This is a genomic window from Micromonospora sp. NPDC052213 (assembly GCF_040679695.1).
GTDB lineage: Bacteria > Actinomycetota > Actinomycetes > Mycobacteriales > Micromonosporaceae > Micromonospora.
In genome coordinates this window covers 1-20,784 of sequence record NZ_JBFAVI010000128.1, presented here as the reverse complement: position 1 = coordinate 20,784, position 20,784 = coordinate 1, and the positions used below count along the sequence as shown (strand labels likewise).

At 74.0% G+C, this 20,784-nt stretch carries 16 protein-coding genes; 7 read left to right on the top strand and 9 right to left on the bottom strand.

The genetic code is table 11. The features are described from left to right. Positions 1-2: 2 nt before the first annotated feature. The 7 genes from AB0L34_RS24870 to AB0L34_RS24840 are packed head-to-tail and all read right to left on the bottom strand — an operon-like array spanning position 3 to position 11,965. A complete protein-coding gene (locus tag AB0L34_RS24870; protein WP_363707014.1) occupies positions 3-662 on the bottom strand; it encodes a hypothetical protein in 660 nt (219 codons plus the stop codon). A gap of 57 nt (positions 663-719) precedes the next feature. After that, complete coding sequence (locus AB0L34_RS24865; RefSeq protein ID WP_363707012.1) at positions 720-1,856, bottom strand: PLP-dependent aspartate aminotransferase family protein; 1,137 nt, start codon at positions 1,854-1,856, stop codon at positions 720-722. Between the two features lie 5 nt (positions 1,857-1,861). Then, a complete protein-coding gene (locus AB0L34_RS24860; RefSeq protein ID WP_357463048.1) occupies positions 1,862-2,302 on the bottom strand; it encodes an acyl-CoA thioesterase in 441 nt (146 codons plus the stop codon). Between the two features lie 2 nt (positions 2,303-2,304). After that, a complete protein-coding gene (locus AB0L34_RS24855) occupies positions 2,305-8,064 on the bottom strand; it encodes an SDR family NAD(P)-dependent oxidoreductase (protein ID WP_363707010.1) in 5,760 nt (1,919 codons plus the stop codon). Then, complete coding sequence (locus tag AB0L34_RS24850; RefSeq protein WP_363707008.1) at positions 8,061-9,023, bottom strand: enediyne biosynthesis protein; 963 nt, start codon at positions 9,021-9,023, stop codon at positions 8,061-8,063. Before AB0L34_RS24850 ends, AB0L34_RS24855 begins: the two co-directional genes overlap by 4 nt. Continuing rightward, a complete protein-coding gene (locus AB0L34_RS24845) occupies positions 9,020-10,993 on the bottom strand; it encodes a CRTAC1 family protein (RefSeq protein ID WP_363707006.1) in 1,974 nt (657 codons plus the stop codon). Before AB0L34_RS24845 ends, AB0L34_RS24850 begins: the two co-directional genes overlap by 4 nt. Before the next feature lie 3 nt (positions 10,994-10,996). After that, complete coding sequence (locus tag AB0L34_RS24840) at positions 10,997-11,965, bottom strand: DUF1702 family protein (protein WP_363707004.1); 969 nt, start codon at positions 11,963-11,965, stop codon at positions 10,997-10,999. A 299-nt stretch (positions 11,966-12,264) separates the two neighbouring features. Between AB0L34_RS24840 and AB0L34_RS24835 the strand changes: the two genes are divergently transcribed. The 3 genes from AB0L34_RS24835 to AB0L34_RS24825 all read left to right on the top strand — a co-directional run bounded on the left by AB0L34_RS24835 (position 12,265) and on the right by AB0L34_RS24825 (position 15,541). Next, positions 12,265-13,107 (top strand): AraC family transcriptional regulator, encoded by an 843-nt coding sequence (locus tag AB0L34_RS24835; protein WP_363707002.1) that lies wholly within the window; start codon positions 12,265-12,267, stop codon positions 13,105-13,107. A 118-nt stretch (positions 13,108-13,225) separates the two neighbouring features. After that, the gene (locus tag AB0L34_RS24830; RefSeq protein ID WP_363707015.1) at positions 13,226-14,545 is read left to right on the top strand and encodes a nucleotide sugar dehydrogenase; all 1,320 of its coding nucleotides are present in this window, start codon (positions 13,226-13,228) and stop codon (positions 14,543-14,545) included. A gap of 6 nt (positions 14,546-14,551) precedes the next feature. Next, positions 14,552-15,541, top strand: coding sequence for an NAD-dependent epimerase/dehydratase family protein (locus tag AB0L34_RS24825; protein WP_363707000.1), 990 nt, complete (start codon positions 14,552-14,554; stop codon positions 15,539-15,541). Positions 15,542-15,809: 268 nt separating this feature from the next. Here the strand turns inward: AB0L34_RS24825 and AB0L34_RS24820 are convergent, their stop codons facing one another. After that, complete coding sequence (locus tag AB0L34_RS24820) at positions 15,810-16,547, bottom strand: class I SAM-dependent methyltransferase (RefSeq protein WP_363706998.1); 738 nt, start codon at positions 16,545-16,547, stop codon at positions 15,810-15,812. A 111-nt stretch (positions 16,548-16,658) separates the two neighbouring features. Between AB0L34_RS24820 and AB0L34_RS24815 the strand changes: the two genes are divergently transcribed. Then, complete coding sequence (locus AB0L34_RS24815) at positions 16,659-17,045, top strand: metalloregulator ArsR/SmtB family transcription factor (protein ID WP_357463003.1); 387 nt, start codon at positions 16,659-16,661, stop codon at positions 17,043-17,045. A 212-nt stretch (positions 17,046-17,257) separates the two neighbouring features. On the opposite strand, the gene AB0L34_RS24810 is transcribed toward AB0L34_RS24815, so the two are convergent. Next, a complete protein-coding gene (locus tag AB0L34_RS24810) occupies positions 17,258-18,445 on the bottom strand; it encodes a glycosyltransferase (RefSeq protein ID WP_363706996.1) in 1,188 nt (395 codons plus the stop codon). Between the two features lie 202 nt (positions 18,446-18,647). On the opposite strand from AB0L34_RS24810, the gene AB0L34_RS24805 reads away from it, so the two are divergent. The 3 genes from AB0L34_RS24805 (at position 18,648) to AB0L34_RS24795 (ending at position 20,702) form a co-directional block, all read left to right on the top strand. Beyond that, on the top strand, positions 18,648-19,421 hold the full coding sequence (locus AB0L34_RS24805; RefSeq protein WP_363706994.1) for a class I SAM-dependent methyltransferase: 774 nt from the start codon (positions 18,648-18,650) through the stop codon (positions 19,419-19,421). Between the two features lie 178 nt (positions 19,422-19,599). Then, positions 19,600-20,145 (top strand): SRPBCC family protein, encoded by a 546-nt coding sequence (locus AB0L34_RS24800; RefSeq protein WP_363706992.1) that lies wholly within the window; start codon positions 19,600-19,602, stop codon positions 20,143-20,145. A gap of 8 nt (positions 20,146-20,153) precedes the next feature. Continuing rightward, on the top strand, positions 20,154-20,702 hold the full coding sequence (locus tag AB0L34_RS24795) for an SRPBCC family protein (protein WP_363706990.1): 549 nt from the start codon (positions 20,154-20,156) through the stop codon (positions 20,700-20,702). Positions 20,703-20,784: the final 82 nt, after the last annotated feature.

Sequence of the window (20,784 nt, the reverse complement as noted above, 5' to 3'; positions counted from 1 at the left end):
GGTCACGACCCGGCGGCGAGCAGGTCGGGCAGCCGCACCGCCGCCAGCCGGCGGCCGGCGAAGTCGGCGTACCAGAGCAGCGCGCCGTCCCAGGTCAGGCCGACCGGGCGGCCGGCCACCTGCGCCTGTCCGCGCAGCGTGCCGTGCCGGGCGTCGACCGCCCGCAGCATCGCCCCCTCGAAGTCGGCGTAGACCACCAGGTCACCGGCCACCGTCAGCCCGGACGGCACGCCGGGCACCGGGAACTCACGCTGGACGGTCATCGTGGCGACGTCGCGGAGCTGCACCACCGACGGCCCGCGCAGCCCCATCCACATCGCCACGCCGGTGGTCTCCACCCCGCAGAGCCGGCCGCTGGGCGGGGCCACCTCCTTCTCGCCGAGCGCCTCGCCGGTGAGCGGGTCGATCAGCAGGATCCGCTTCGGCCGGCCGCCGACCTGGCAGAGCGCGCCGCCGCCCACGGTGAGGTCGGCCCGCGCCCGGGGGCAGGACAGGGTCCGCACGACGGCGCCGGTGTCCGGGGCGAGGGCGTAGATCTCGCCGGCCTCCTGGTCGGAGTGCCAGAAGAACTCGCCGTCGAAGGTGAGGCCGCACAGGTAGCGACCCGGGGCGGGCAGCGACCGGACGACCGGCAGGGTCGTGTCGATCTCGCGGATGGCCATGGACGGCCCCTTTCGTGGCAGGCGGGGTGGACGGCGGGACGCGGGCGGACGGCCGGCTCAGGGCCCGCCCGCCAGCGCCCGGGACAGGTCCTCGGCGAGGTCGTGCGGGTCCTCGATGCCGACCGACAGGCGGATCAGCGAGTCGCCGATGCCCCGCCGCGAGCGAGCCTCGGCCGACAGCGGACGGTGCGTCATCAGGGCCGGGCACTCCACGAGGGAGTGCACACTCCCGAGGCTGACGCCGCAGGTGAAGAGCGTGAACCGGTCCAGCAGTCGCTCGGCGGGGCCGCCGAGGTAGTCGAAGGAGACGATCGCGCCGGGGGCGCTCATCTGGGCCTTGACGACCGCGTGCTGCGGGTGCTCGGGCAGCCCCGGATAGTGGACGGCTCCGACCGCGGGGCTCGCCCGCAGCCGCTCCACCAGGACGCGCGCGGTGGCGACCTGCCGGTGCACCCGCAGCGACAGGGTGTGCAGCCCCCGGCGGACCAGGAAACAGTCCAGCGCCCCCGGCACGTTCCCGGCCGTCGTCCGGTACGCCCGGACCGCGGCGTGCAGGTCCGCGTCGCGGTAGACGAGGGCGCCGCCCAGCACGTCCGCGTGGCCGGCGATGGACTTCGTGGTGCTGTACAGCGAGACGTCGGCGCCGAGCGCCAGCGGCTGCTGGAGCACCGGGCTGGCGAAGGTGTTGTCGACCACCACGCGGGCTCCCCGCTCGTGCGCCCGCCGGCTGACCTCGGCGACGTCCACCACGGTGAGCAGCGGGTTGGTCGGCGTCTCGATCCAGACCAGGGCGAGGTCCGGTTCCGCCAGGGCCGCCGTGATCCCCTCCGGGGTGGTCAGGTCGGCGTACCGCACCCGCACGCCCTGCCGCGCGGCCAGGTCGAACAGGCCGTCGGTGCCGGCGTACACGTCGTCGGTGCTCACCACGCACTGCCCGGGCCGTACCAGCGACAGCAGGGTCGCGGCGGCGGCCTGGCCGGAGGAGAAGACGGTGGCGAACGGGGCCCGTTCCAGCCCGGCGAGGCACTCCTCCAACTCCTCCCGGGTGGGGTTCTCGCCCCGGCCGTAGAAGTAGCGCGGCTCGTCCTGCGCCCGGCGCTCGTAGGTGGTGGAGACGTGGATCGGGGGGACGACGTCCCCGGTGCCCGCCGACGGCCGGCGGCCGCCGTGCACCAGCCGGGTGTCGAAGCGCATGCCGATCACCCCTGCCCCACCGTGGCCGCCCGGAACGGAGCGAACGCCCGGACCAGTCCGGCCGGCACCCGGACCGGCTCGGTGCGCCCGTTCGGCCCGCGCATGCACGCGATGCGCTGGCGCCCCCGGGCGACCAACAGGTCGTCGCCGCCGAGCCGCAGGTAGTCGAAGCCCAACTCCATCTGGGTCTGGCTGAGCTCGACCAGCCGCATCCGGACCGCGAGTCGGTCGAACGGCGCCAGCTCGGCGAAGAACTCGCACTCGGCCTTGAGGGTGAACAGTTTCAGGTCGGCGCGCAGCTCGTCGAGGATCTCCGGCGCGTGCTCGTGCAGGAACATCTCCCGGCACCGACCCTGCCAGCGCAGGTAGTTCACGTAGTACACGTTGCCGACGAGGTTCGTCTCCTCGAAGCCGACGACGTGCCGGTACTCGTAGTAGCGCGGCATGCTCACCGCCCCGCCCCGCCGAGCACGGCGACCACGGTCGGCGCCGATGCTCCCGCCACCGCGACGACCCGGGTGGCGATCCGCACGTCGCCGGCGTCCAGCACCACCCAGCCGTCGGGGAGCGCCCCGGGCAGCAGGGTGAGCCGGCCCTCGGGGCGGCCGGCCTTCTGCAGGCACTCCTCCGCGCACCAGACCCGGGTGGCGGCCACGTCCGGCGGGTCGCCGACCTCCGCGACGAGCAGTGCCGCCACGGCGCCGTGCCGACCCACCAGGTCGTGTCGCACGTCCGCCGGGCGGGCGGCCACCGGCTCGGCGTCGCAGGCGAGCGTCCCGTCCCCGGCGACGGCGAGGTCGAGCGGTGCCGAGTGCGCCACGGAGACGGTGTACGGCAGGTCGACCTCCGGCCGTCCGTCAGGCCGGTGCCGCACCACCACGGGCTGGCCCAGCGCGCGGGAGAGCAGCGCGCCGGAGTCGCGGGACCCGCCGCCTGGCGCGGCGGCGACGGCGATGTCGCCGGGGAACACCTCGGCGAGCCGTCGTTGCAGCAGCGGCCCCAGCAGCGCGGGCGGCCAGGACCCGCGCGGCGCGTGCGGACGCACGGCGCGCAGTCGCAGGCCCATCCAGTGCTCGATCACCGCGCCCGTGGCGTCCCGGACGACGACGTCGTACACGTAGGCGGTGCCGTGCTGCTCGCGTTCCCGCGCGGTCATCGTCACGGCCTCGGTGGCCGACAGCTTGGGGCCCGCCGACCAGATCCGGTCGATGCCCTCCGGCAGCAGCGTCGCGTCCGGCACGCAGACCTGGATCCCGTGCATGAACGCGTCCCGGGCGCCCGGGTCGCCGAGCACCAGCCGGCCCGGCAGGAAGGCGCTGAACCAGGAGGCGGCGTCGCTGGTGACCACCTCGGCCTCGGCGACCCGCGCCGCGACCTGCCGGTAGCCCTTGATCCGGCGGAACCGACCGGCCTGGAACAACACGTCGCCGTAGAGGTCGCGGGCCGGGTCGAGCGGTACGGCCGGCAGCTCCGCCGGCGCCGGCGCCGCAGTGTACGCCGGGTAGGTCTCGTCCGGCGCGAACCGGAGCCGGGCGCGGAAGTGGTCGGCGGCGAAACCGGTCGCCGCGCTGCGCAGGACGACGTCGATGACCTGCTCCGACCGGACCAGCGCGGCGATGCGTACGGTCGTGCCGGTGTCCGGGTCGACGACCACCGGGCGGTCGAACCGGACCTCCTCGATCACGGGCACCCCCGGGTGCCGGGCCAGGGCGGTGGCCACCTGGGCCATGGCCTCCAACCCGAGCACCGCCGGGAACAGCAGGTCGCCGTCGAGCCGGTGGTCCTCGAGGTACGGATCCGTGGTGCGGGCCAGGTCGACCTCGCAGACCAGCTCGATGCAGTCGTAGCGCACCAGCGGCCGTTCGGTGAAGCGCAGCAGCGGCAGCTCCGAGCGGTGGTAGCGCAGGGTCTCCACGCCGCCGGTGCGCCCGGTGACCACCACCACCGGAGGCAGCGTGTCGTCGGCGACCACCTCGCGCAGGACCCGCAGGCCGTCGTCGGGGCTGATCGGGGTGACACCCGAGCCGCTCAACGACTCGACCACCGACAGCCGCTCCCCCATGCCGACCCCGGACCACACCGACCACTCCAGGCAGACGGCGCGGCACCCCGGCCGCGTCGCGGCCACCTCCCGGGTCAGCTCGGCCAGCGCCTCGTTCGCCGCGGCGTAGTGCGCCTCGCCGTGCAGTCCGGCGCGCCCGATGATGCTGCCGAACGTGACCAGCAGGCGCAGGTGTGCGGGGTCGACCGCGGCGAGGACCGCCCGCAGGCCGTCGACCTTGGCGGCGAACACGCCCCGCAGGGCCGCCTCGTCCAGGTCGACGAGCGCGGCCGGGGTGTTCTGCCCGGCGCCGTGCAGCACGGCGGTCACCGGTCCCCAGTCGGCGGTCACCGTGGCGACCGCGGCGGCCACCGCGTCGGCGTCGGTGACGTCGACGCGCAGGTAACGCAGGTCGGACGCGGCGTCCGCGAGCCGCATCAGGTTGCCGGCCAGGGCCTCGTCGGCGGCGGGGTCGGACCGGCCGAGGACGGCCAACCGGGCGCCGCTCTCGCGGGCCAGCATCAGCGCGGACTCGGCGGTGATGCCCTTGCCGCCGCCGGTCACCAGCAGCACGTCCGCCGGACCCAGCGGCAGCGCGTGCGGCTCGGCGCCGGACGCGGGCAGCGGGCGCAGCACGGGCACCCGACGGCCGCCGCCCGGGTCGTACACCACCTCGATGAACTCCTCCGTGGCGGCCACGTCGGCGACCACCCGGCCGACCGCGGCCGGTTCGAGGGGGGTGGTCACGACGGTGGTCCGCAGCCGGTCGCCCTCCAGCCGGGCGGTCTTGGCCACCGCCCCCGCCCGCGCCGCCGGCTGCACCACCACGAGTCGCCCGCCGGGCGGTTGGCGCAGCGCCGCCTGGGCCCCGCGCACCGCGACGGCCAGGTGCTCCTCGTCCGGTTCGTCCGGCAGGCAGACCAGCACGCCGTCGCCGACGCCGCCCGCCTCCAGGGCCCGGCGCAGCGCGTCCGCGAGCGGGTGGTCGGGGTCGGCGAACACCTGCCAGCGACCGCACGGCTCCGTCGGGTCCGTCACCGGCAGCGGCTCGTCGACCAGGTCGACGACGAAGGTACGCACCCACGGCGCGACGCCGGCGACGAGGTCCGCGCGCTCGTGCGGGGCCTCGCGCTCCCGGGCCTCCAGCGCCTCGGCCATCTCCCGGACGGTGGCGGTGGCGAAGTTGGTCGGTATCGCCACCGCGGAGAGCCCCATGGCACGGGCGGCCTCGTTGACGAGCTGGCCGACGGTGATCGAGCTCATGTGCAGGTCGTCGAGGAACCGGCTGTCGTCCCGGAGCACCTCCACCGGCAGCTCGGCACGCTGCGCCACGAGGTTGCGCACCAGCTCCAGCGCGCCGGTGACGGCCGGCAGCGGGGTTTCGTCGGCCCGGGCCGGGGCCGGGACCGGTTCGACCACGGTCGGCGCCGGCTCGGCCAGCTCAGGTGCCGCCTCGCACGGGCTCGCGAAGAAGGTGCGGGCGCGGTGCGGGTCGAACGGTCGGGTCAGCCGGTCCTCGAACAGGGCCGGGTACGCGGCCGGCCCGCCGAGCGCGTACACCGCGCCGACCGCGGCGAGCAGGCCGGACAGCGACTCGGCGTCGGTGTCGACCGCCAGCGCCGGCACGTCCGGCGCCTGCTCTCGGGCCAGCCCGGTGAGCACCTTGCCGGGGCCGACCTCGAGGAACAGGTCGACCTCGGCGGCGGCGCGCGCCAGCGCGGCGGCGAAGCGCACCGGAGCCTCGATCTGCCGGTGCAGGTGTTGCGGCAGGTCGGTGTCCGACGGGAGGACGGCGCCGGTCACCGTCGAGGCCACCCGGCGCAGCAGCGGCCCGAACCGGCGGGACCGCAGGCGCTCGGCGAAGGCGGTGGCCGCCGGTGTCATCAGCGGCGAGTGGAAGGCGTGCGGGACGGGCAGCCGGGTGCAGCTCACCCCCGCCGTCGCGGCCCGCCGGGCCACCTCGGCCACGACGGCGTCGCCTCCGGCGACGACCGTCTGCCGGGGCCCGTTGTAGCCCGCGATCACCGCGCTGGTGCCGGCCAGCAGGGCGAGGGTCTCCTCCGGCCCGGCGGTGACGCCGAGCATCGCGCCCGGCGCGGCGTGCCTGGCCATGGCCTCGCCCCGGAGCGTGACGAGTTCCCGCAGCTCGTCCTCGTCGAGGCAGCCCGCCCAGTGCAGCGTGGTCAGCTCGCCGAGGCTGTGGCCGACGACGACGGTCGCGTCGATGTCGAGCGCGGCGAGGGCGCGCAGCCCGGCCAGCGAGCCCGTGACGATCCGGGGTTGGGCGAACGCGGTCGACCCGGCCGCCTCCTCCCTGGGCGGTTCCCCGGCCGCGCGGTAGACGTCGTCCACCTCGGTGAACCGCCGGCGCAGCGCCCCGCCGCCCCAGCCCCGGCCGGAGCCCTGGCCGGGGAACAGGAAGCCGACCCGGGCCGGCCGGGTGACCCGGCCGACGAAGACGCCCCGCGCCGGGTCGACCAGTGTCCCGGCGCCCTCGGGCGCCAGGGCCCGGGCCGCCAGTCCGAGGCCGCGGTCGGCCTCCTCCGGCGACCGGGCCACGACCGCCGCCCGGTACGCGCGGCCGCGCTGGCCCCGGTGCAGGGCCGTGGCGAGGTCGCCCAGCTCGGCGAAGGCCAGCCCGGCCACGACCGTCCGCAGGTCGTCCAGCCGGTCGTGCAGCTCGTCGCGGTTGTCCGCGTCGACCAGGAGCAGCTCGGCGTCCTGCACGGACCGGGCGAGCTGCTGCGTCCGCCGGTCCAGGGACCGGCGGCGGGGGCGGGTGGGGCCGTCGACGACGAGGTGGGTGTTGATGCCGCCGAAGCCCATCGCGGTGACGCCGGCCCGCTGCGCGGCGCCGGCCGGCCACGGCTCGGCCCGCCGTACGGCGCGCAGCGCGGGCCGGTCCGCGGTGAGTTCCGGGTGCGGCTCGACGCACCCGACGGTCGGCGGGACGACCTGGTGGTGCACGGCCAGCACGGCCTTGATCAGGCCGGCCACCCCGGCCGCGGCCTTGGTGTGACCGATCATCCCCTTGATGGATCCGATCGCGGCGGCGTCGGCGTCCGGGTCGGCCGCCCGGCGCTCCTCGCTCAGGGCCCGCAGCTCGGTGCCGTCGCCGACGGCCGTGCCGGTGCCGTGCCCCTCGAACAGCGGCACGGTGTCCACCCCGAAGCCGGCCCGCTGGTACGCGCGCCGCAGCGCCAGCCGGTAGCCGGCCGCCTCCGGCCGGGTGATGCCGCCCCGGCCGTCCGAGGAGACGCCCCACCCGGCCACCGAGGCGTAGATGCGCCGGCCCTGCGCGAGCGCGTCCCGCTCCCGCATGAGCACCACCATGCCGCAGCCCTCGCCGGGCCAGAACCCGTTGGACCGGCGGTCGTAGACGCGCATCTCGTCGCCGGCGAGCGCGCCGGTCTTGGCGAAGCCGACCATCTCGAAGGGGTCGATGGACAGGTCCACGCCGCCGGCCACCGCCACGTCGACGTCGAGGTCGGTCAGGCTGCGGCAGGCCGTGACCACCGACAGCAGCGACGAGGCGCAGGCCCCGTCCACCGCGTACCCGCCGCCGTGCAGGTCGAAGTGGTTGCAGATCCGCCCGGCGATGGTGTTGGACAGGCCGCCCGCGAGGCTGTCCTCGGTGATCTCGGCGAACGGCGCCTTGTAGGAGCGCTCCAGGTCGGCGAGGAAGGCCGCCACCCGGTCGTCGTCCCAGCCCTGCCCGCCGAGGGCGGCGCCCACCACGCGCCGGACGTACGGCCAGCGCAGGCGCATCATGCCGGCCCGGGTGAACTCGCCGGTGAGCGTGTTGCCGACGACCACCGCCGTCCGCTCCCGCGGCAGCCCGTCGCCCTCGGGGTACCCGGCGTCGGCGAGTGCCTGCGCGGCCATGTCGAGGGCCAGCCAGTGGGTGAGGTCGGTGGACCGGTACGTGCTCCCGCTGACCTTGAACCCGACCCGGTCGAACTCGTAGCCCTCGATGACGGCCGCGTTGCCGGCGTAGTAGCGGTCGGGGGCGGCCGGGTCCGGGGACCAGTAGTCGGCGGCCCGCATCCGCTCGTCGGGCAGGCGGCGGAACGCGCGCCGCCCGGCGAGGGCGTTCTCCCACAGCTGCCCGGGGCCGGCGGCGTCCGGGAAGCGGCAGGCCAGGCCGACGACGGCGATCCTGCTCATGCCCGCACCATCTCGCGGGCCACGGGTGGCACTGTGCCGTCGACGGTCCCCGGGGCGGCGGGCGGCGTGCCCTTGCCGTCGCGGGCGGCGACGCGCACCGCGTGCAGCGACCAGAGGAAGCCGCCCCGGATCAGGCAGACGATGGCGGTGGCGAAGAAGAGGCCGTAGACGATGGACGCACCGGTGAGGACGCCGTACACCAGGGCCACCCCGCCGCCGAAGGCGAACTGGGACAGCGGCCGCGACGGGGTCGTGCCCGGGTCCGTGATCATGTAGTTGGTGAACAGGACGAACGCGACCCCGGTCATGGTGGCCAGCGCCGGCAGGATGGCGGTGTCCAGCACCAGCCCCCGCACCACCGACTGGAGGACGAAGACGCCCAGCCAGCCGGCGATCAGCCACATCCGGCCGGTGAGCTTCGCGTTGAGCATGGTGCCGAAGACGACGATGACCGCCGGGACGATCCAGTCGGCGGGGCCTTCGAGGTATTCGGTGAACTGGTACGGCGGGGCGATGGAGATCCACGGGAACAGCAGCAGCACCACCGCGATGCCGAAGTTCGACGGGTTCATGAAGTGCCGCAGCCGGCCGTTGACCGGCACCCGGAACAGCCACTTCCCGCTGATGGCCACGGCCACCGCGAAGAGCATCACCGGCAGGCGGTCGTTGACGTACAGCAGCATGTTCACCGCGAGGGCGGTGATGTGCGCGGGGTAGAGGAACTCGACCAGGCCCCGCAGGCCGCCGCCCCGGTAGCGGGGCGGGCGGTGCTCGGCCCGCGCGCCGATCGTCTCCAGCACGAGCTCCACGGCGTAGCCGGTGGCGATCGCGAACAGCGGCCACGCCCAGGCCTGCTCGAAGCCGAGCACGGTGTAGCCGGCGATGTTCAGGATGGTGATGGAGATGGCGAACCTGCGCAGCGCGGTGATCCGCGGGTCCTTCGCCGGCTTCTGCGTCATCGCGAGACCTCCCGAGCCTGCGAACCGAGGGTGAGGGTGTGTCGACCGGCGGTGAGCGACAGCTCCTGCTCGTGCGGGACGCCGGACCGGTCCCGCCAGGTGAGGTGGACCGACACCGGGCCGGTCACGTCGCCGAGACCGAGCGACACCTCGTTGCTGCGCCGGCCCGAGTGGCCGCTGCCGCCGTCGACCCGGTCGATGAGCACCCGACCGTCCGGCGTGGTGACCCGGACGTGGGCGCCGACGACCGGCGACCCCGCCCCGGCGAGGGGGCCGGCGGCCGGCGCCTGCTCGTGCAGCAGCCGCAGGGTGAGGAAGGATCCGGTGTCCGGGCTGTCGTTGCGGTAGAAGACCGGCGCGTCCCACTGCCGGGCGACGGCGAAGTCGAGCCGCCCGTCGCCGTCGGCGTCGCCGGTGGCGATGCCCCGGCTGGGCACCCGGTCGGCCAGGCCCAGCTCCTGGCTGAGGTCCTCGTAGCGGCCGTCGGCGCCGCGGACGTGGAAGGCGAGGTGCTGGCCGCCGGCGATGTCGTCGCCCTGCTCGACCTTCGGCCACCAGCGCGGGTTGGACAGCAGGTCGTCGTTGGCGGTGGCCGCCTCCTGCAACTGCGCCCAGCGGTTGACCTCGCCCTTGACGAAACCGGCGGTCTGCACGATGGCCGGTTCGCCGCGGTTGGTGAAGTCGCCGAACTTGACGTCCCAGCTCCAGCCGCTCCAGGCCAGGCCCAGCTCGGCGCTCCGGTCGTGCCACGGCGCCTCGCCGGCCCGCAGCGCCGCGCGCAGCGCTTCGGTGTCGGCGGCGGTGTTGACGAACGCGAAGTTGCTCTCCTGGATGCCGAACGAGGTGGTGATGTTGCCGACGTACAGGTCGAACATGCCGTCGCCGTCGATGTCACCGAAGTCCACGCCCATGCCCTTGAACGAGTCGTGGCCGAGCCGCTTGGACTTCGGGGTCAGGCCGGGCAGCCCGGGGCTCTCGACCAGCGCGAAGGCGATCCGCCCCCGCTCCGACCGGTTGTGCAGCAGCCGGTCCGGCCCGAAGTCGTTCGCCACGTACAGCTCGGGCAGTTGGTCGCCGTCGAGGTCGTTGGCGGCGACGGCGAGGGTCCAGCCGCGGGAGACCTTGGTGTCGAAGACGTCCGGCACCTCGGCGAAGGAGACGCTCGGCGTGGCGCCGGCGGTGGCGCCGGTCCACCGGAACACGTGGTCCTCGCCGCCGTTGAGGCCGTTGGACATGGAGCGGTTCATCGCCACCCCGCCGTGCACGGTGTCGTCGAGGACCGCGCTGTCGGGGAAGTAGTTGCCGATGTAGACGTCGAGCTGCCCGTCGCCGTCGAAGTCGGCCAGCGTGGCGGCGTTGGTGTTCCACTTCGGCCCGTCGTACCGGCTCCCGCCGGTCGCCGCGCCCGGCACCAGCTCGACCGGGTGGTAGGCGGCCCGGGACAGCCCGGTCGCGTCGGCCCGGGCGAGGAAGACCACCGGGGTCCGGCCCCACCAGTACACGAGCAGGTCGGTGCGGCCGTCGGCGTTGAGGTCGCCGGGCAGGCAGCCCATCGGGGCGATGTTCGGGTTCATCGGCAGCGGCGCCGGATCCAGCACGAACGGCTGATAACGCTCGGCGCCGGCGGTCGGGGCCGGGGTCACCACGACGCGGTCGATGCGCGGGTCGGTGACGCACATGTCGTTGGCCAGCCCGTCGCCGTCCAGGTCGTTCATCGCGACGCCGGCGCCGACGGAGGAGATCCACGCCGCCAGATGCTGGTACGCGCCGTTGACCCGGCGGATCGACTGCTGCGGCAGCCCGCCCGGCATCGGCAGCGACATCGGCGTGAACCGGTACGGCTGTGCCATGGCGCGCCGCTCGTCGGCGTTCGCCTCCGGCTGCCGGACCAGCACGTACATGCCGGTGAGCAGCACCAGCGCGACCAGCCCGGCGATCTGCCGGCGGAACATAGTGATGATTGCCGACAAGGGTCAGCACCTCCCCAGCGTCACGAACTGCTTGGCGATCCGCTGCCGCCACACCAGGTAGGCCGGCTCCGGCCCGTCCCGGTCGAGGTCGGCCAGCGCGGCCTGGGTGACCGCCGCCGCCTCGGCCGGTGGCGCGCCGCAGAAGACGTCGGTGGCGACCGCGGTGTGCGCGGTGGTCAGTCCGGCGCGCTCCCGGGCCTCCGCCGCGAAGGCGCTGCCCTGGGCCATCGCCGGGGCGTACGCGCCGCTGCGCTCGCGCAGCCGCCGCAGGTCCTCGGGCGGTGCCCCGCCGGCGTACGTGGCGGCCAGCGCCACCCCGCTGTACAGGTCCTCGTGCCGGTCCGGCGGGAACCCGTCGACCGTGTCGGCGATCCGGTCGGTGTCGCCGCCCTCGACGAACCACAGCGCGCGGCCGATGCCCTGGTCCACGACGCGCCCGGTCCACCGCCCGATCGGGTCGCCGGGCCAGGGCAGCGCCTCGTCGCGCCGGTGCGACCGCACGTACCGCCGGGTGTGGAAGTACGCCTGGTGGAATCCGTAGCCGTCGAGGGCGAGCCAGCCCAGCAGCCGGTCGGCGGGTTGGATGGCGTGCCGACGCCAGCGGGGCAGGCGGGCCATCGCCCAGCCCACCCCGACATGGACCATGTAGACGTGCCGGGCGGCCGGCCCGGCCAGGAACCGGGCGACGCGGCGGCCACCGGTCAGCCCGTCCAGGACGGCGAGGCCCATCGCCGCGCCCTCGTACGCGAACCCGCGCAGCTCCGGCTCGACGGTCTCCAGCGCCACGGCCGCCTCGTCCGGGCCGCGGGCGCCGACGGCGTGCCCGTAGCCGGTGAGGAAGTGGGCGCCGATCGACTCGAGCCGCTCACGGGTCGGCTCGTCCCGGGCGCGGAAGCCCCGGGTCGCGAAGGTGGTCTGGGCCATCCCCGGCGTCAGGACGTATTGACGAATGGTTCGCCAATTGGCGGGCATGCCGCACTCCTCCCGCAGGTGGGACGCGGTGAAATCAGACGACAGTTGACGAAATGGTTCGTCGAAATCCAGCTCCGAGGGAGCCCCGGATCGCCGTACCGCTACGGACCCATGTTTCACGGCGTTCATCGGATCCACTTCTCCCAACTTGCTCGGCTGACCCGCCAATGGCGCCCCCAGCCGGTTGCCGAGGCGTTCAAGAAATCGTCAAGGAGGACTACGCAGACTCCTCTGCGGTGCCCGATCCACTGCCACAGGGAGCTGATGTGAAATCGACGTCTGGCGTTGCCCGGAGCACGATGGAGCAGTCCCGGGAGGCGGCTGCGGCGCGGGCCATCGACTACATGCGCCGGCATCTGTCGGAGCCGCTGCAGCTGGCCGACCTGGCCCGGGTGGTTCCCTTCAGCCCGTTCCACTTCCACCGGCTGTTCCGTGACGTGACCACGATGACCCCGGCCCGTTTCCTCGCCGCGCTGCGGATGGCGGAGGCCCGCCGGATGCTGCTGCACTCCGGCCTGACGGTGACCGCGATCAGCGGCCACGTCGGCTACACGAGCGCGGGGACCTTCACCACCCAGTTCTCCCGGCTGGTCGGCACGTCGCCGGGGCACTTCCGGCAGATGTCCCGGCTGCTGGCCGGCCGGCCCTGCCACGTCCTGGCGGGCTGGCTGCGCAACGCCGTCACGGAGGCCACCCGGCCCCGGATGGTGCTGCACGTGCCCGACAGCGAGCCCGGCGACCTGGTGCTGGTCGGCCTGCGGGCCGACGGGGATGCCGCGGACGTGCCGACCGCGTGGGCGGTGGCGCCCGACGGCGCGCAGGTCCCGGTGGTGGCGCGCCCGGGCACGTACCAGGCCCGGGTCGTGCTGGTCCGGGGCGACAGCACGCTGACCCGGGCCCTGGTGGACGAGGAGCCCACCAGCCACCTGGTCGGCACCGCCGAGCTGGTGCTGCCCCAGGACGGCTGCGCGGCCGCCCCGGTCGCCACCGCGCCGCCGCGGCCGACCGACCCGCCGGCGCTGGCCCTCGGCCCGGTGTGCCGGCTCGTCGAGACCTTCACGCGGCTGTCCGGCCCGGTGGGCCGGTCGGGCCCGGCCTGGTCGGCCGGCCGCACCGCGCTGGCCGCGGCGGCCATCGCGTGACCCGGCGGCACGGGCACGCGCGCGTGCCGGCGACAGGACCACGAGGTCGTGACCAGGAAGGCGGTGCCGGGCCATCATGCCGTTCCTTCCCGACCCGGGCGGACCGTCCCCGCTGAGGGTGGTCATCGCCGGTGCCGGCTACGTCGGCACCTGTCTCGCCGTCACCCTCGCCGGCCGCGGCGCCGAGGTGGTCGCCGTCGACAGCGACCCGGGCACCGTCGCGGACCTGCGGGCCGGCCGCTGCCGACTGCCCGAACCCGGCCTGGCCGGCGCCGTCCGGGACCTCGCCGCCACCGGACGGCTGACGGCCAGCACGTCGTACGACCCGGTCGGCGCGGCGGACGTGGTGATCGTGACGGTCGGCACCCCGACCGACGCCGGCCACGAGATGGTCACCGACCAGCTCGTGGCGGCGTGCGAGCAGGTCGCCCCGCGGCTGCGCGCCGGGCAACTGGTGATCCTCAAGTCGACGGTCTCCCCCGGCACCACCCGGACCCTCGTCGCACCCCTGCTGGAGAGCGGCGGGCTGGTGCACGAACGTGACTTCGGGCTGGCCTTCTGCCCGGAGCGACTCGCCGAGGGGGTGGCGCTGGCGCAGGTGCGGACGCTGCCGGTGGTGGTGGGCGGGTGCGGCCCGCGCAGCGCCGCCGCGGCCGAACGGTTCTGGCGGTCCGCGCTCGGCGTCGACGTCCGGCAGGTGCCGTCGGCCGAGGCCGCCGAGGTGGTCAAGCTCGCGACCAACTGGTGGATCGACGCGAACGTGGCGATCGCCAACGAGCTCGCCCGGTACTGCGCGGTGCTGGGGGTGGACGTCCTCGACGTCATCGGCGCGGCGAACACCCTGCCCAAGGGCAGCAGCATGGTGAACCTGCTGCTGCCGGGGGTGGGTGTCGGCGGCTCCTGCCTGACGAAGGACCCGTGGATGGCGTGGCGGGACGGCCGGGACCGCGGCGTGCCCCTGCGCACGGTCGAGACCGCGCGCGCGGTCAACGACGACATGCCCCGGCACACCGCCGCCGTCATCGCCGACGAGTTGGTCAAGCTGGGGCGGGACCGGTCCGACACGACGATCGCCGTGCTCGGTGCGGCGTTCAAGAACGACACCGGGGACGTCCGTAACACTCCGGTGCGCGGGGTCGTGGCGGCGCTGCGCGACAGCGGCTTCCGGGTCCGGATCTTCGACCCGCTGGCCGACCCCGCCGAGATCGTCGCCCGGTTCGGCACCGCACCAGCGGCGAGCCTGGACGAGGCGGTGAGCGGGGCGGGCTGCCTGGCCTTCCTCGCCGGGCACCGCCAGTTCCACGAGCTCGACTTCGGCGCCCTGGCCGAGCGGGTGGACGAGCCCTGCCTGGTCTTCGACGGCCGCATGCACCTCTCGCCGGCGCGCATCCGCGAGCTGCACCGGTTCGGCTTCGCCTACCGCGGCGTTGGAAGGTGAGGAACAGTGCCCAGATCCCTGGTCACCGGCGGCTTCGGCTTCGTCGGCAGTCACGTCGTCGAACGGCTGGTCCGCCGGGGTGACGAGGTCGTCGTCTACGACCTCGCCGACCCGCCGCCCGACCTGGAGCACCCGCCGGGCGCGATCCGGCACGTCCGCGGCGACGTCCGGGACGCCGACGGGCTGGCGGCCGCCGCCACCGGGGTGGACGAGGTCTACCATCTCGCGGCGGTCGTCGGCGTCGACCGGTACCTCAGCCGGCCGCTGGACGTGGTCGAGATCAACGTGGACGGCACCCGGAACGCGTTGCGCGCCGCGCTGCGCACCGGCGCCCGGGTCGTGGTGTCCAGCACGAGCGAGGTGTACGGGCGCAATCCGCGGGTGCCGTGGCGGGAGGACGACGACCGGGTGCTCGGCAGCACGGCGACGGACCGGTGGTCGTACTCGACGAGCAAGGCGGCGGCCGAGCACCTGGCGTTCGCGTTCCACCGGCAGGAGGGCCTGCCGGTGACGGTCCTGCGGTACTTCAACGTCTACGGCCCGCGCCAGCGTCCGGCCTACGTGCTGAGCCGCACCGTCGCCCGCCTGCTGCGGGGCGTTCCGCCCGTGGTGTACGACGACGGCCGCCAGACGCGGTGCTTCACCTGGATCGACGAGGCGGCCGAGGCGACCCTGCTGGCCGCCGCCCACCCGCGCGCCGTCGGCGAGTGTTTCAACATCGGCAGCAGCGTGGAGACCACCGTCGCCGAGGCGATCCGGCTGGCCGGCGCGGTGGCCGGGGTGCCGGTGGCGGCCCAGACCGTGGACACCGGAGCCGGGCTCGGCGCCCGCTACCAGGACATCCCCCGCCGGGTTCCGGACTGCGGCAAGGCCGCCGCGCTGCTGGACTGGCGGGCCCGCGTGCCGTTGGTGACCGGCCTGCGCCGGACCGTCGAGTGGGCCCGCCGCAACCCGTGGTGGACCGCGCAGGCCGACGACGGACTGGTCGTCAGGTAGGCCGGGCCGGTGCGTCGGCCTTCGCCCACGGCGGGTGGCGGTCGGGGTCGGTCCGGCCAGTCACGGAAATGAACCGGGAAACATTCCGACGAATACGTGAACGGCTCACGAGATCGCCGACGACCGTCCGGTTCCAGCATTTTCGACAAACTGACGAATAGATCGTTGCGAACAGGAGACTGCCACGGCCGTCATGCCGCAGCCAGCGTCCTGTCGGCAATGTGATTGGCTCGTAAAGATCGACCGTCGAGCCGCTCGACCCGGGCGGTCAGCCCTTTGACGAGGTGGCGGAGCCGCCGGTGCGCGTCGCCACGAAAAGGCCCCGGCCGGTCAACCAGCCCTCGACGTACGTGGACTCGCAGCCGGCCGCCGCGAACGCCGAGTCGTACTCCTCGCGGGTGAACATGGTGAGCAGGCCGACCTGGCTGAACTCCCGGATCCCGGCGGCGTCGCCGACGAGCCAGCGCTCCTCCATCCGGGTCACCCGCCCCTGCCGGGTGGACCGCGACACCCGCGCCACCGTGCGGCCCTCCTCGCGCACCAGGTCGCCGCCGACGTACCCGTCGATGAACCGCTCCGGGAACCACCACGGCTCGAGCACCAGCACGCCGCCCGGTGCCAGGTGGGTCGACATCGTGGCCACGGCGGCCCGCATCTCGGCCACCGTGCCGAGGAAGTTGACCGCGGTGAACAGGCAGGTCACCGCGTCGAACGTGACGCCGAGGTCGAACGCCCGCATGTCCCCGGCGTGCAGGCGCACCCCGGGCAGCCGGCGTCGGGCGAGCGTCAGCATCGCCGGGGCCAGTTCGAGCCCCTCCACGTGGGGGAAGCGGGCGGCGAGGGTCTCGAGGTGCGCACCCGTGCCGCAGCCGACGTCGAGCAGCCGGACGGCGTCGGGGCGGGCGGTCAGGATCCGGTCGGCCACGTCCGTCGCCTCGTCGTGCCAGCTCTTGCCGCGGGCGCGGTAGGCGGCCTCGTACACCTCGGCGTGCTCCGGTCCGAACATCTCTCCCCCTCGCGACGCGGCCGCCCGGTCCGTCAGCCGCCCGGGCGGTACCGACGGCCCGACCGGCCGAACCTGCGGCTTCTATAACCCCGGTCTGATATTGTCGTACCCGTGCACGCGTTCGACATCCTGGGCGATCCCGTCCGCCGGCGCATCATCGAGCTGCTGGCGGACGGCGAACTGTCGGCCGGCGAGGTCGGTGCGGTCGTGCAGCGCGAGTTCGGCATCTCCCAGCCCGGTGTCTCCCAGCACCTGCGGGTGCTGCGCGAGAACGGCTTCGCCACCGTCCGCCCGCAGGGCACCCGGCGGCTCTACGCGGTCGACCCCGCCCCTCTCCAGGAGCTCGACCGGTGGCTGGAGCGCTACCGACGCTTCTGGAACCAGCGCCTCGACGCCCTGGGCACCGAGATCGCGCGCGGTCGCGCGCGGTCGACCGAGGACCGCACCGGCCGGTCGGCCGGGCGCCGGCCGCGCCCCCGGGCCGCCGACGAGGACTGAGCGGTACGGGTGGCCGCGCGCGGCGCGGCCGGGGCACGGGCGAAGGACCGCGAGGGGACACACCCGTCGGCGTGCCGCCGGCGCGCCGGCCATCCGCCGTGGGGGCGCGATGACCCGAGGCGAGTGCCCCGGCGTCACCCGCGCCGCCGTCACCGCCCCTGGTGGGCGCCAACCGGGGCCGACGGGTGTCGGCCCCGGCGGCGGGCCAGCGGTCAGCCGGCGCTCCGGGCGGCGAAGTCCGGCAGCAGGCGGACGACCTCGTCGGGACCCGGCATGGCGGCGATCTCGGCCGCCACGGCCCGAGCCCCCGTCCGGTAACTCTCGTCGGTCAGCAGGCGCTTCGCGGCGCTCGCCACCGTGTCGGGGCTGATGTCGTCGGTCAGCAGGTGGTCGCCGGCGCCGGCCTGCGCCACCGCCTGGGCGTTGGCGAACGAGTCCCCCGCCCACGGGAAGGACAGCTGCGGCACCCCGACGCCGAAGGCGCCGAGAGTGGTGCCGCTGCCTCCGTGGTGCACCACCAGGTCGACGTGGGGCAGCAGGGCCGCCTGCGGCACCCACGACTCCAGCCGCACGTTGGCCGGCACGTCGCCCAGGCCGCTGACATCGAGGGACGGGCCGCTCGCGACCAGGACGTCGGCGTCGAGGCCGGCAAGCCCGTCGATCGCCGCCCGCAGCACCTCGACGGTGCCGCCGCTGGCCGTGCCGAGCGTCAGGTAGACCAGTGGGCGGGCGGTGTCGCGCGAGGACACCCAGGCCGGGAGCTCGCCCTGCTCGGTGAAGGGCACCGGGCGCAGCTCGTGGCGGCGCGGACGGGCCCGGAAGTCCGGCTCCTGCAGCGACGGCGGGAAGATGTCGATGAAGGGGTTGCCGAAGCCGTCGATGCGCCCGGCCGGCAGGTCGACGCCGAGCCGCTGGGCCAACCCGTGCACCTCCTGCTCGATGGAGCGGGTCAGCTCGTCCGGCGTGTCGCGGCCGACGCCGTGGCAGACGGCCGGGATGCCCGCCTTGCGGGCGGCCAGACCAGCGGCGTAGTTGCTGACCCCCTGCACCACGAGGTCGGGACGCACCCGGTCGATCACCGGCTGGAGCTCGTCGAAGATGCGTTGCGGGATGACGCGCCCGAAGACGATCTGCGGCAGCTCACTGAGCTGCTCGGGGGTCAGCCCTTCGGGGCTGTCCGTGTCGAAGCGGATCCGCAGCGCCGCCAGGAAACCGTCGAAGACAGGCATCCCCGTGGCGACCGGGTCGAAGCCCAGCTTCCGCAGGGTGCCCGCGAAGGCCTCGCCGGTGCCGAAGGTGACTTCGTGGCCCGCCGCACGGGCCGCCGTGGCCAGTGGCAGCAGGGGATAGGTGTGGCCATGGGTTCCGAGACTGGAGAACAACACGCGCACCGCGATCACTCGCCTTTCCGGAGCTGAGAGGAGGCGACCTGCACTTCAGTCATATGTAGCACGCGGAATGTCGCCCCAGGATGGTCCACCTTGCTGAGCTGACGACCGAGCGCCCTGGTAGCCGGAGCCGCACGGGCCGACCTTGTTGTGTGGACAACACCCCTCTATTACGCTTGAAACTATAAAGTGATCTAGGTAGTGGAGGCTGCGGATGGACAGCGGCGACAGCCAGGACCTGCGTGCGTTCGTGCACGACTCACCGGAGGAGACGGAGACCACCCAGCGCCTGACGAAGCTCTTGACCAACTCCCCCATCCCGACGGAGGAACTGGTCAACAACCTCCCCCTGTTCCTGCGCCGCCACCAGATGACCGACCTGCTCTCCATGGACGCGCTCTACCGTGAGGTCCTCGACGTCCCGGGCGTGATCATGGAATTCGGCGTCCGGTTCGGCCGCCACCTCGCCACCTTCGCCGCCCTGCGCGGTGTCTACGAGCCCTACAACCCGCTGCGGCGCATCGTCGGCTTCGACACCTTCACCGGCTTCCCCGACGTCAACGACGTCGACCGCGTCGGTCCGACGGCGTACGAGGGCCGCTTCGCCGTGCCCGGTGGCTATCCGGCGTACCTGAAGGAGGTGCTGGACGCGCACGAGTGCAGCGACTTCTTCGGCCACGTGACACGGCGCAGCGTGCTCGTCGAGGGGGACGTCCGGGAGACGGTGCCGCGCTACCTCGCGGAGAACCCGCAGACCGTCATCGCGCTGGCGTACTTCGACCTCGACCTCTACGAGCCGACGAAGGCCGTGCTGGAGGCGATCCGGCCCTACCTCACCAAGGGCAGCATCGTCGCCTTCGACGAGCTCGACAATCCGAAGTGGCCCGGCGAGAACATCGCGATGCGGGAGGTGCTCGGGCTGGACCACGCCCCGCTGCGCCTGCTGCCGGGCCGCCCGGCGCCCGCGTACCTGCGGTGGGGCGACTGACCGGCGACACCTGCCGCGGGGCCCGGGACGGCGACACCCGGCGGGAACCGCGGCGGTCGCGCGCGATTGACCGGACTACGTATAAACTATAACTTACGTTCGTGCCGACTTATGGAGGAGGATGGGCGGACCCCGTCTGACCCGCCCATCCGCCGCGCAGCGACAGTGAGGACGAGACATGACTCAGGAGAAGACCGCACCGGCCGCGAAGAGCACGACCACCAAGAGCACCGCCGCGAAGAAGCCGAAGCCCCCGAACTACGACCCGTTCGTCCGGCACAGCGTCACTGTCAAGGCCGACCGCAAGACCGCCTTCAAGGTGTTCCTCGAGGGCTTCCCCGAGTGGTGGCCGAACAACTTCCGCACCACGAAGGTCGGGGCCCCGCTGGGCGTCGACAAGAAGGGCGGTCGCTGGTACGAGATCGACGAGCAGGGCGAGGAGCACACCTTCGGCCTGATCCGGAAGGTGGACTCCCCGGACACGCTGGTCATCGGCTGGCGGCTCAACGGCTTCGGCCGGATCGACCCGGACAACGCGAGCGAGTTCACCGTGACCTTCGTGGCCGACGGCCAGAAGAAGACCCGGGTGGACGTCGAGCACACCCACTTCGACCGGATGGGCACCAAGCACGCCAAGCGGGTCCGCAACGGCATGGACAAGGGCTGGCCGACGATCCTCCAGTCGTTCCAGAACAAGATCGACGAGGAAGGGGCGAAGAAGTGAACGGCCCGGTGGCATCAGGTCAGGCGACGGAGCGGGCCCTCGGCCGGCGCACCATCCCGGCCGGCGAGGCCCGCAGCATCATCATCCGGCAGCGGTACGACGCGCCCGTCGACGAGGTCTGGAGCGCCTGCACCGACCCGAACCGCATCAACCGCTGGTTCATCGAGCCCAAGGGCGATCTCCGCGAGGGCGGCAACTTCGCCCTGCAGGGCAACGCCAGCGGCGACATCCTGCGCTGTGAGCCACCGCGGCGGCTCACCATCAGCTGGGTGTACGAGGGCAAGCCGGACAGCGAGGTGGAGCTGCGACTCAGCGAGGAGGGCGACGGCACCCTGCTGGAACTCGAGCACGCGACGACCTCGGAGCAGATGCTCGTGGAGGTCGGCATCGGCTGGGAGATGGCCCTCGACTTCCTCGGCATGTTCATCCGGGGCGAGCTGCCCGGCGGCCCGGTCCCGGAGGACGCGGCCGAGGAGTTCGAGCCGAGCCCCGAGATGATGCGGATCTCGCAGGAGCGCGGCGAGGCCTGGGCCGCGCTGGTCCACTCCCGCTCCTAGCCGGGGCGGGAGCGGCTCGACCGACCCCGACGCGGCCCCCGACCGCCGTGAGTCAGTACCGGGCCGGGGTCACGCCGCCCGC